Source organism: Weissella muntiaci (assembly GCF_008107635.1).
In the GTDB taxonomy this organism is placed as follows: domain Bacteria; phylum Bacillota; class Bacilli; order Lactobacillales; family Lactobacillaceae; genus Weissella; species Weissella muntiaci.
This window is the reverse complement of sequence record NZ_SDGZ01000024.1, coordinates 76600-88755: the sequence shown is the minus strand read 5'-3', so window position 1 is coordinate 88755 and position 12156 is coordinate 76600. Positions and strand designations below refer to the sequence as shown.

Genomic DNA, 12156 nt, shown 5'->3' with positions numbered 1-12156 from the left:
ATATTCTGGGAGGCTACAATATGGGTGAAGAAAAGAAACATAAACTAAGAATGCCGTCGGCGTATTCGATTTTGTTTATGATTACGGCGATTATTGCAATTTTAACTTGGATTATTCCAGCCGGAAAATATCAGACGAATGCGGACGGGCAGATTATACCAGGCACGTATACGGCGGTTGCATCACATGCTCAAGGGATTTGGGATGTCTTGATGGCCCCAATCAATGGGATGCTGGGAAATGCTACCACTGACGGTGCGATTACAATCTCGCTATTCATTTTGATTATTGGTGGTTTCTTGGGCGTTGTAAATTCAACGAATTCTCTGAACGCTGGAATCGCGTCATTATTAAAGCGTTTCTCTGGTAAGGAGAAGATGCTAATTCCGATTCTAATGGTTTTGTTCGCCTTGGGTGGCTCAACTTATGGAATGGCTGAGGAAACGATTCCTCTGTATGCTTTGGTAATTCCAGTCATGATGGCAGTCGGCTATGACGCAATTGTGGCAATTTCAGTTGTATTAGTTGGCTCGCAAGTTGGATGTTTAGCGTCGACCGTTAATCCGTTTGCGACAGGAGTTGCCAGTCAGACGCTGGGGATTTCTGTCGGTGACGGAATGGGGCTTCGTGTAATTATGTTGGTTGTATTACTGGGGATCTCAATCTGGTACACCATGCATTATGCGAACAAGATTAAAAAGGATCCAACAAAGTCATTGTTGTACAGTCAACGTAAAGAAGACGAAGTTCACTTTGACACCAGCGAGTTGGCAAACTTTGAAGGGATTTCACGGACACAAAAGCGCGTTAACGTACTTTTCTTTGCTTCTTTCATTATTATGATTGTCTCGCTGGTTCCATGGGATCAATTAAATGAACACTGGACGTTCTTTGATAATCTAACCAAGTGGCTTGTGGGCATACCAGTCCTTGGGAAGGTCCTCGGAACAGATATGGTTCCGTTGGGTCAATGGTATTTTGCTGAAATCTCAATGCTATTTATGTTAATGGCAATTGTGATTGCAGTGGTTGCTCGCATGGCAGAAAACAAGTTTGTGAGCGCCTTTATGAATGGCGCTTCTGAAATGATCGGAGTTGCTTTGGTTGTTGCCGTGGCACGTGGAATTCAAGTCGTAATGAACGACGGAATGATTACAGGAACGGTATTACACTTCGGTGAACAGGCGCTTCAAGGATTGCCTTCAGGAATCTTTATTGTGTTGACATATATTTTCTACATTCCAATGTCATTCTTGATTCCTTCAACATCAGGACTTGCAGCAGCGACGATGGGGATTATGGGACCAATGGGAACATTCGCTCACGTTGATAAGTCCTTGGTTGTAACGGCCTATCAATCTGCTTCAGGTTTGATTAATTTGATCACGCCAACTTCTGCAATCGTGATGGGTGCTTTGACGATTGGACGAACAAATATTCTGGTTTGGATCAAATATACATGGAAGTTAATTCTAATGTTGTTTATTGCAACTTGTGTACTGCTGGTAATTGGTACGCTCATTTAGAAGGGGTGTAGATAAATGAAAAATTGGTTCAATGAAACAGATATCGACGCAGCGGTTGCTTCGATTAAGCGCGTAGTTGATGTTCCTTCAGTATTAGATGAAGGCGCTACTGGGATCGGCTTTCCTTTCGGCAAATCAGTCGTAGCTGCTTTGGATGAGACTTTGGCAATTGCTAAAGAACTTGGTTTTACAACATATCGTGATCCAGAAGGCTATTATGGATATGCGGAGATTGGTACCGGATCTGAAGTCTTTGGTATTATCGGTCACTTAGACGTTGTGCCAAGTGGTGATGAAAAGCAGTGGGACCATGCGCCGTTTGATATGCAGGTTATCGATGGGGTGATGATTGGTCGTGGTACTCAAGACGATAAAGGGCCAACAATTGCTACTATGTATGTCGTTAAGGCTATGTTAGATGCTGGGGTGAAGTTCAAAGGCCGTGTCCGGTTTATTTATGGGACCGACGAAGAAAACCTTTGGCGTTGTATGGAACGATATACAGCTAAAGAAGAAGGCATCGACATGGGATTCGTTCCGGATGCTGAATTCCCACTAACGTATGCTGAGAAGGGCCTATTAGACTTTGATTTGCTTGGGCCTGGTTTGAGCGAGATCATGTTGTCTGTTGGAGGAGCATATAATGCTGTACCGGATGGTGCGCAAGTAACTTTGTCAACAGAACAGACGACAAAGCTGGCGCAAGTATTGGATGATTTGGACTATCCTTATACGCTTGATGGTACGACGATTACTGTTCAGGGAAAAAGTGCCCATGCTAAGGACGCTCTCGATGGCATTAATGCTGTCACACGTTTAGGACACGGGTTGTTAGCATTATATCCGGAGTTGAACATCTTTAAGTTCTTAACGGCGGTTGATCAGGCAATCGAGGCCAAGACGACAATTCTGGGTGAAATCTCAGATCCTGAGTCCGGTAAGCTGACTTTGAATTTAGCAAAAGTCGAGATTACACCAGAGCAGACTCGAATTGCTATGAATATCCGAATTCCGGTGACGGTTGCTAAGGATGCTGTCGTTAGTCAACTACAAGAATTTATTGCACCTTTTGCCTTGCAATATAGTGAGATTGATTATTTGGCGCCATTATATATTGATCGAAATTCTGCAATGGTGCAGACGATGATTGATGTTTATCGGGAGATAAGCGGCGATACGGAAGCAGAACCGATGGTATCTGGTGGGGCGACCTTTGCTCGCACAATTAAGAATAGTGTTGCTTTTGGTGCGATGTTCCCAGATACGCCTGATTATATGCATCAGCCGAATGAGCGCTGGGCGATCAAGGACATGACTAAGATGATGGAAATCTATGCAGAAGTATTAAATCGACTATTCGTCGAAAAGTAGTATGATAAAAGACAGCCAATTGGAAGATTTGGCTGTCTTTTAATTTAACTAGAGATATGAATATGACTATTAAATAGTTATTTCCGCCTGAAATTTTTTAATATTTTTATTTCGATTGGAAGGTTAAATTACGGGCAATGAATACGCTTTAATTTAATTGTAGCTAAAAAACTTTGTCAACTTATTTGACAAAGACGTTGATTTTATAAATTAAGAGGTTTAGAATAACAACTTGTGAATTATAAAAACTATGATTAATAGTTTAGAGAAAAAGTTTGGTAAAGATGATGGAGGAAGAAATGGCAGCAAATAATAAGCGTCCAATTCTGGATGTACATGGAAAGCCATATAACCGAACAGCAATGATCTTAGTATTGTTGGTCGGAACTTTTGCTGGTATGTTAATGCAGACATCGTTGGGAACAGCGATTCCAACATTGATGACAAGTTTTGACATTAACTTGGGAACTGCTCAACAAGCAACAACGTGGTTCTTATTGGCAAATGGAATTATGGTGCCGGTTTCGGCGTTCTTGGTTACAAGAATTTCAAGTAAATGGTTGTACTGGATTGCCTATACAATCTTGTTTGCAGGAATGGCAATTTCTGCATTTACACCAGCCCGCAATGATATGTGGATCATGTTCTTGGTCGGTCGGATGTTGGCCGCCATTGCTGTGGGAATCACAATGCCTTTGATGCAGGTGATCATGGTCAACATTTTCCCAGCTGAAGAGCGTGGAGCAGCGATGGGGCTAAACGGGCTAGTAATCGGTTTGGCACCAGCGATCGGACCTACTTTGTCAGGTTGGATCTTGGATAAAAACCATCATATCTTCGGTTTGTTGATTTCTGATTCATGGCGGACAATCTTCTATCTACCAATGGCAGTTTTGATTGTCGTTTGGATTTTGACACCATTCTTGGTTAAGGATGTTTTGCCAAATCGTAAGATGAAGTTGGATATTTCTTCACTAATCCTTTCAGCAGTTGGGTTTGGAATCTTCCTATGGGGATTCACAAATGTGTCATCTGATGGTTGGGGTGATATGAAGACGGTTATCCTACCAATTCTGTTTGGTGTGATCGTGATTATCGGTTTCGTTTTGCGTCAATTGAAGATGGACGATCCATTTATGGATGTTCGAGTATTTAAAAATAAGCAATTCACTATGACAACTCTGTCTGTAATGATGGCCATGATGGCGATGATGGGTGTTGAAATGATGTTGCCAACTTATCTACAAAATGTTCATGGCTTGAGTCCTTTGGACTCTGGGTTGATGCTATTGCCAGGTGCTTTGATGCTTGGTTTGGTATCACCAATTGCTGGTGCAGTTTATGATCGGGTGGGTGCTCGTCGTTTGGCTATGGTTGGTTTCACAATCTTGGCAATCGGAACGTTACCATTTATGTTCTTGAGCTCATCAACACCGGACGTATTTATTACACTACTTTACGCCTTGCGGATGTTTGGTATTGCTATGGCAATGATGCCATTAACAGCTAGTGCAATGTCTGCTGTACCACAAGAAGAAGCTGCCCATGCAACTGCTTCAAATAATACAGCTCGTCAAGTTGCTTCAGCCGTTGTGGTTGCATTGTTAGCATCTGTTACCCAAGATATTATCAATAACAATGAGCCTGCAAAGCACTTGCAAGTAACAAATCCATTGGCATATGCGAATGATTACTTGCAAGCTTCAATGAAGGGCTTCCACGTTTCATTTGGACTTGGCTTCGGCTTCGCAGTGCTTGGAATTATCTTTGCGATGTTCTTGCGTAAAGGAAAGCTAATTGCTGGTTCAACAAACAGTAAGCGTGTTGACCATGAAGAAGTAGAAATGGAGGCTAAATAATGATTATTTTAATAATGATCGTTTTTGCATTGGCAACCTTTGCAACTTGGGCCTTTGTTAAGCAGACGACAACGCGAATTGTGTTGGGATCTGTTTTAATGGTTCTGTTAGCCTTGTCGGTGGTCGGATTAACGCTGAATTTCTCAAACCATTTTGGGATGGAGAAGGTCAGCACGACCAAGGAGAGCAAAGTTTATTCTGCCAGCTCTGCGTCACCAGCAGGAATGTTAATTACGCAACGGTTGGGAACAAAAGCTGATAACTATGTTTTGGTTTACAGCAAGACGGCGGATGCAAAGAAGCCAACGACCTTTGGGGTTCCTGATAAGAAACATATTTCGACTGCAGTCAATGAGCGGACAACTTATCGTCTAACTGATAAGACGACTGCTACCGCCAAGACGGTTACGACTCGTTGGGAATGGAAGAATGATTTCTATCGAATCATGTTTGGCGTTGGTGGCCAAGGGGGCGAAATTGCCAAGCGGGTTAAGACTGTTTATGTTCCCAAGACAACTTGGGTTGTATTGACAGCTGAACAAGCTAAGCAAATGCAAGCCAGTCAGGCTGCTGCACAAAGTAATCCAACGGTTGCTGCAGCGCAACAAGCGCAGATGAAGACGGCTGTTGAGGCAAAGGTTGCAGCGTATATGCAAGCTAACCCACAAGCAAGTCAAAGTCAGATTCAAGCTGCTACTAAGACAGCAACTGCTGAAGTTGCTGCCCAAGCAATTAAGCAGAGTTTGGCACAATAAGTTACAATAAAAGCACATTGTCCTTTTTAAGGAGCTTACAATAAGCTCTTTGAATGGACAATGTGCTTTTTATATTATTAAATTTAAGGATGGGGTGAGTTGAAAAATGGAGTGGATGAAGACGGTTGAAGTTGATGAACACTTTGTTGGTTTTTCGACTAAAGAACTCTTAAAAGCTTTTTTGATTCCAAAGCGCGTTCGAGGACGATTGCGTCAAGCGCGCCGAATTAAGGTGAATGGACGTTATCAACCAATTTCGACGGTTTTGGCATTAGGTGATCGGATTGAGATGCGCTTTGAGAGTGCAGATTTTATTACGGCTCAATCGAGTTATGTACCTGATCAAAGCCAACAGCCACAGATTATTTATGAGAATGCGGATTTGTTGATCGTTAATAAACCGCGGAATGTTAAGACACATCCAAACTCACCGGGTGAGACAGGCACGATGTTGAATTTTGTTCAAGGATACCTTCAAGAACAAAGTGGTACTGCAAGTGCTTATATGGTTCATCGATTGGATAGTGCAACGACGGGGGCTTTGTTGGTCGCGAAAAATCCGGTCGTTGTACCGATTCTAAATCAACAGCTGCGCGATAAAACGTTACAACGAACTTATTTGGCTTGGGTGGATGGTTTATTTGATGAAGCACAGGGCGTGATTGAGTTGCCAATTGGGATTGATCCAGATGATAATCGAAAGCGAATGGTTGGTGGAACCTTGCCATTAGCGGCGCGCACTCGATGGATCAAAATTCATCAAGTCCTTGATCATACCTTGGTGCGAATTGAATTGGCGAGTGGTCGGACTCATCAAATCCGGGTGCATTTTGCGGCCGTTGGTCATCCGCTTGTTGGCGATCAATTATATAATCTGACTGAGTCATATCCGGCGGGGTTACTATTACATGCGGCTGCTCTCAAGTTTGTTTTGCCCTTTTCTGATCAGACTGTCTCTTTGGCAGCAGCGTTACCGGATGATTTTCCACGTAATTTAAAAGAGTTTTAGTTTTAACTTTAGGAGGAATGGAATGAGAAAAATTGCTTTTGTGTGTTTAGGTAATATCTGTCGTAGTCCAATGGCGGAATTTGTAATGAAGGATTTGGTAAACCGAAGTGGTCGCGATGGTGATTTTGAGATTGTTTCGCGGGCAACCAGCGGTTGGGAACACGGTAATCCGGTCCATCGTGGAACGCAAGCAATCTTAACGCAAAAAGGAATTCCATTTGATCAACGGAAAACGAGTCAACAAATTAAACCTGCTGATTTTATTTATTTCGATGAGATTATTGCGATGGATGAAAGTAATTTGACGGATTTAAGGGCTATGGCGCCGGCAGGTAGCCTGGGGAAGATTCATAAATTATTGAGTGAGGACGTACCTGATCCTTGGTACAGTGGCAATTTTGCTTTAACCTATCAATTGATTTCGGCTGGTCTAACGGATTTGTTGAAAAAGGATGAATAATATAAAAAAGGTCGTAGCAGATTAATTTGCTACGACCTTTTTCATTAAGCCCAGTCGCCATTGCGGAAGACCGGGATAGTTTGCCCATCATGAGTTAGTCCATCAATATTCATATCTGCTGATCCCATCATGAAATCAACGTGAATTAAGGAATCATTTTGACCAAGTTCGGCGCGCTTTTGCGCACTGAGCTGGGTACCATTTTTAACGTTAAAGGGATAGGCAGCACCCAATGCAAGGTGATCCGAAGCATTTTCATCAAAGAGCGTGTTATAGAAAATAATTCCAGATTGAGAAATCGGCGAAGGATCAGGAACCAATGAGACTTCACCCAGTGAACGGGCACCAGCGTCAGTGGCAAGAAGTTGCTGTAGGACGGCATCACCAGTTGAAGCGTGTGCGGCGGTCACTTTACCTTCGTCAAAGGTTAAGTCGATATCATTAATTAGTACACCTGAATATGAGAGGGGCTTAGTTGCACGAACATGTCCACTGATATGACGGGCATCAGGCGACGTAAAGACCTCTTCAGTAGGCATGTTAGCGACAAACAAGTTACCAGCCTTGCTAACTGAATCGGCGGCCTCCCATAGATGATTCTCAGCTAATCCGACAGTCAAGTCTGTAACGGCCGATTTATATTGCAGTGCTTTGAAGTTTTGGCGATTCAACCAGTCAGCCTTTTCCTTCAATTCTGCAATGTGTTGTTCCCATGCTTGGATTGGATCGTGGTCTAAATCGATCCGGGTAGTCTTAAAGATTTCTGCCCAGAGACGCGCTTGGGCTTGTTCAGGCTCCAATTCTGGGAAGACCTTTTGAGACCATTCCTTGCCAGCGGCGCCGACAACCAGCCAAGCAACATCATTATTCATTGTGGCCTCACGAACAGCTTTGACGGCTCGTTGGTAGGATTGTTGGTAAGTTGAGACGCGATCTGGATCGACATCGGCAAAGCCATCTGGATCTTCAGAGATAATACTGATGCGACTAGTTGAACGGCCCATTAATTCTTCAGCTCGGATTGTTAGCCAAGCTGGCTGATCAATTAAATCTTGTTCGCGGGCATGATTCAGAAAGCCGCGGGCGGTGTGAGTATCTTGCCATTCGACCATCACATTATTGGCACCTAAATCGTAGGCGGCGTCTTGAATATGATGAACTAAAGGACTTTGATCAATTTGGGCGTAGATAATGACATCTTGACCATATTGAACGTTGATGCCAATTGAAGTGATGACCTTGGCGTATCTTTTTAAAAGAGCGTCTAAATTATTAAGCATATTGGTTACCTCATTATTTGTCTTTTGTAAAAGTTTACACCAAGAAAGCGGATTGGTTAAATGATTGTAGCTCATATTCATAATATGTTAATCGCGCTGTTATAGAAGAAAAGTTTTATGGAGTACATTATTTGGAAATTTGGTGATGGCACATTGATGATAAAGTAAAATTTATAGTGATTTATGTGTTTAAAAGATATCTATACATATTTGCCATATTCTGTATTCAAATCGCCCGGGTATATCAAGGTAAAATAACTGTTTAGAGTATATTTTCCTTCATATTCTCTTATGATTTTATGGACAGAATGGTTCGAAAGATTAAAATCCGGTATAATGGGAAAATGAATAAGTTTAAGGATAAGAAGGTTATAGAATGATTACTTTGAAGTCGGCACGAGAGATTGAAGCCATGAAAGAGTCTGGAGCGATAATCGCTGGGATGCACATTGGTTTACGCGATATAATCAAGCCTGGTATCTCAACCTGGGAAATTGAGGAATTTGGACGGAAATATATTGAGGATCATGGTGGTCGAGCCGCTCAAATTGGTTTTGAAGGATTCGAGTATGCAACGACGGTGTCTGTCAACAATGAAGTAGCACATGCTTTCCCACGTAAGAAACTTTTCTTGCAGAATGGTGATTTAGTTAAAGTCGATACAGTTGTTGAACTTGACGGTGCATATTCTGATTCGGCATGGACGTATGCCGTTGGCGACGTTACTGATGAGAACAAACATTTGATGGACGTAGCATTTAAGGCGCTATATCTTGGAATTGAGCAGGCACAAGTTGGCAACCGGCTGGGTGATATAGGCTCAGTCATGAATGCATATATTGAGGATGAAAATGGTTTTGGAAATGTGCGCGAATATGTTGGTCATGGAATTGGTCCAACGATGCATGAAGATCCATCAGTACCACATTATGGCGTTGCCGGCCATGGACTTCGTTTGAAGCCTGGAATGACAATCACTATTGAGCCGATGGTCAATGTCGGTGGGTGGCAGACTGAAACTTCTGACGTGGATGGCTGGACAGTAACAACGGCTGATGGTTCTTGGTCGGCGCAGTATGAACATACAATTGCAATTACAAATGACGGGCCAAAGATTTTAACCAGCCAGGATCCCATATTTGATGCAAAATATTTATAAACGGTAAGGACAAGTGTACAGACATGCGACAAGGTAAAGGATACATTTTTGCAAAACGATTTTTGGATATCTCAGTATCTTTGTTTGCGTTGATTGTACTATCACCAGTGTTTCTTGGCATTTCCTTATTTTATTTATTTGGGGACAATCGAGGACCAGTTTTTTATGTTCAGCGTAGAATTGGGCAGAACCATCGAGAATTTGGCATATATAAATTTCGTTCGATGGTTGTTGATGCTGAAGCGAAGTTGTATGCGAATCAAAAGCTGTACATGGAATTTGTAAATAATGGTTATAAATTGCCAACAGAAGCTGATCCACGAATAACTAGGTTTGGGGCCTTTTTACGGAAAACCTCCTTGGACGAAATTCCACAATTTATTAATATCCTATTGGGCGATATGAGTGTGGTTGGACCACGCCCAGTTGTTGAAACAGAACTAACTGAGTATGGTGATCGCGTTGAGACTTTTCTGTCAGTGAAGCCTGGGGCAATGGGTGTTTGGCAGGCCTCTGGTCGATCTGATATTCAATATCCTGAGCGAGCTGACTTGGAGTTGAGTTACGTTTATTCGGCTGATATGTGGTTTGACTTCAAAATATTGGCGCAAAATATGTTGGCAATCGTAAGGCGTGAAGGAGCTATGTAGAATTTTTTACATGGCGCTAAGACACCTTTGTTTTATTACTGATAGTGGAGCGTACTATGAAAATTCTGATTGCAATGCACAAGGCATATCCAGTGTCCAAGTTGGCGGGATATCTACCGATTCAAGTTGGTGCTGAGCTAAGTGATCAAGCATTAATTCAAGACTGTGTACCTGATAATACAGGAAAAAACATCTCAAGGTTAAATACTTACTATAATGAATTGACGGCGTTGTATTGGGCCAAATATAATTTGCAAGATGAAGACATTATTGGTTTAGTACATTATCGGCGTTATTTTGGAAATAGGGCAAGTCATGATTTGAACGACGTATTAACTGAGGAGACGATTCGATCAACTTTGAAGGAAGTGGATGTTATTGTCCCTAAGAAGCGAGATTATTTTATTGAGACACAGGAGCAACATTACCTTAATGCACATGCAGAACTGCCTTATCTTACGATGAAGGAAGTGCTGGCTGAGAGTTACTCTGAATACTCGGCGACGTTTGACATGATTGCAAGATCAACAAAAGCGCATTTGTTCAATATGAGCATTATGCGGCAAGCTGATTTTCAGTTGTACACTGATTTTCTTTTTGGCGTTTTAGAGGAAGTTGCACAGCGTGTTGATATGACACAGTATTCTGGGCAAGATCAACGTTCGCTAGGATTTCTAGCCGAAAGGTTGATGGATGTTTGGATACTTACAAACAATAAAACGATACGAGAATTTCCATTGGTTACAACTGAGAAAACAAATTGGTTGGACAAAGGAACTCAATTTTTATTGAGAAAATTTTTACCAAATATGAAAAAGCGAACGCATTTTTAAGCGGAAGATTTCAAATTAATGGTAAGGTATTAGCAGGTGTTTTCTACTTTGAAAGGAAAAATTTTTAACATGGCTTTGAATGATAAAAACTATGACTATCTTGTTGTTGGGGCTGGTCCCTTTGGGGCAATCTTTGCCTACGAGGCGGCTAAACGAGGAAAGCGTTCTCTAATCATTGAGAAACGTTCACACTTGGCAGGGAATATGTATACACATACTGAAAGTGGTATTACTGTGCATGATTTTGGTGCACATATTTTCCATACTGACAACAAAGAGGTTTGGGACTATATCCGACAATTTGCTGACTTCAATGGTTACCAGAATCAGGTTGTCGCAAATTACAAAGGTGAGCTATACAATTTGCCATTTAATATGAACACCTTTTACGAGATGTGGGGTACAAAAACACCCGCTGAAGCAAAAGCAAAGATTGACGAGCAGAAGTCAGCCGCTTTGGCAGATTTAGGTGATCGCGAGCCACGCAATCTGGAAGAGCAAGCGATTTCCTTAATTGGGACAGATATTTATCAAAAGTTGATTAAGGGCTATACAGAGAAACAGTGGGGACGTAAAGCAACAGAACTACCAGCCTTTATCATTAAGCGCTTGCCTGTTCGATTTATTTACGATAATAATTATTTTAATCACCGTTACCAGGGGATTCCAGTGGGCGGTTATACTCAGATCTTTGAGAAAATGTTAAATGATAATCCTCTAATTGATGTCAAGTTGAATGAAGATTTCTTTACCCATAAAGACGAGTACTTAGCAGAATTTCCTCGCGTTCTTTATACCGGAATGATTGATCAATTCTTCGATTATAAGCATGGTGAATTAGAATATCGTTCACTACGTTTTGAACATGAGACAATTGATTCAGATAATTATCAAGGTAATTCAGTGATTAATTATACGGATGCTGAAACCCCGTTCACACGTGTAATGGAGTGGCGCCACTTTGATGGTTTGGCTGATGAGGGGAAGACGATTATTACGCGCGAGTATCCTCAAGATTGGGATCGGTCAAAAGAAGCTTATTACCCAGTTAATGACGAGAAAAACACAAATCTTTATAAAGAGTATGCCAAAGAGGCTCGTACGCATAAGGATCAAATCATCTTCGGTGGACGTCTTGGTCAGTATCGTTATTATGATATGGATCAGGTATTCAACGCAGCCTTAAATGAAGTACGCCAAGAGTTTGATATTGATCAAGATTTTAATTTTGCACACGACGAAGAGCACTAAACA

The 12156-nt window shown here is 41.8% G+C and carries 11 protein-coding genes; 10 read left to right on the top strand and 1 reads right to left on the bottom strand.

Translation table 11 applies throughout. The features are described from left to right. Positions 1 to 20: 20 nt before the first annotated feature. The 6 genes from ESZ50_RS10065 to ESZ50_RS10040 all read left to right on the top strand — a co-directional run bounded on the left by ESZ50_RS10065 (position 21) and on the right by ESZ50_RS10040 (position 6980). On the top strand, positions 21 to 1526 hold the full coding sequence (locus tag ESZ50_RS10065) for a YfcC family protein (protein ID WP_148623594.1): 1506 nt from the start codon (positions 21 to 23) through the stop codon (positions 1524 to 1526). A 15-nt stretch (positions 1527 to 1541) separates the two neighbouring features. Continuing rightward, positions 1542 to 2897: a Sapep family Mn(2+)-dependent dipeptidase gene (locus ESZ50_RS10060; RefSeq protein WP_148623593.1), complete on the top strand. Its 1356-nt coding sequence runs from the start codon at positions 1542 to 1544 to the stop codon at positions 2895 to 2897. A 299-nt stretch (positions 2898 to 3196) separates the two neighbouring features. Continuing rightward, the gene (locus tag ESZ50_RS10055; RefSeq protein ID WP_148623591.1) at positions 3197 to 4756 is read left to right on the top strand and encodes an MDR family MFS transporter; all 1560 of its coding nucleotides are present in this window, start codon (positions 3197 to 3199) and stop codon (positions 4754 to 4756) included. Then, positions 4756 to 5511, top strand: coding sequence for a DUF4811 domain-containing protein (locus tag ESZ50_RS10050; protein ID WP_148623589.1), 756 nt, complete (start codon positions 4756 to 4758; stop codon positions 5509 to 5511). The genes ESZ50_RS10055 and ESZ50_RS10050 overlap by 1 nt, the downstream gene beginning before the upstream one ends. 106 nt (positions 5512 to 5617) lie before the next feature. Next, on the top strand, positions 5618 to 6520 hold the full coding sequence (locus ESZ50_RS10045; protein ID WP_148623587.1) for an RluA family pseudouridine synthase: 903 nt from the start codon (positions 5618 to 5620) through the stop codon (positions 6518 to 6520). A 22-nt stretch (positions 6521 to 6542) separates the two neighbouring features. Further along, positions 6543 to 6980 (top strand): low molecular weight protein-tyrosine-phosphatase, encoded by a 438-nt coding sequence (locus tag ESZ50_RS10040; protein ID WP_148623585.1) that lies wholly within the window; start codon positions 6543 to 6545, stop codon positions 6978 to 6980. A 44-nt stretch (positions 6981 to 7024) separates the two neighbouring features. Here the strand turns inward: ESZ50_RS10040 and ESZ50_RS10035 are convergent, their stop codons facing one another. After that, positions 7025 to 8260 carry an aminopeptidase gene (locus tag ESZ50_RS10035; RefSeq protein WP_148623583.1) on the bottom strand — a complete coding sequence of 412 codons (1236 nt, stop codon included), beginning with the start codon at positions 8258 to 8260 and terminating at the stop codon, positions 7025 to 7027. 376 nt (positions 8261 to 8636) lie between these two features. Here ESZ50_RS10035 and map point away from each other — a divergent pair, with 376 nt between their 5' ends. The 4 genes from map to glf all read left to right on the top strand — a co-directional run bounded on the left by map (position 8637) and on the right by glf (position 12153). Beyond that, positions 8637 to 9419 (top strand): type I methionyl aminopeptidase, encoded by a 783-nt coding sequence (gene map, locus ESZ50_RS10030; RefSeq protein WP_148623581.1) that lies wholly within the window; start codon positions 8637 to 8639, stop codon positions 9417 to 9419. 23 nt (positions 9420 to 9442) lie between these two features. Next, a complete protein-coding gene (locus ESZ50_RS10025) occupies positions 9443 to 10069 on the top strand; it encodes a sugar transferase (RefSeq protein WP_148623579.1) in 627 nt (208 codons plus the stop codon). 56 nt (positions 10070 to 10125) lie between these two features. Further along, entirely contained in the window at positions 10126 to 10902 is a 777-nt protein-coding gene (locus ESZ50_RS10020; RefSeq protein ID WP_148623577.1) for a DUF4422 domain-containing protein, read from the top strand. 69 nt (positions 10903 to 10971) lie between these two features. Then, positions 10972 to 12153, top strand: coding sequence for a UDP-galactopyranose mutase (gene glf / locus ESZ50_RS10015; RefSeq protein ID WP_148623575.1), 1182 nt, complete (start codon positions 10972 to 10974; stop codon positions 12151 to 12153). Positions 12154 to 12156: the final 3 nt, after the last annotated feature.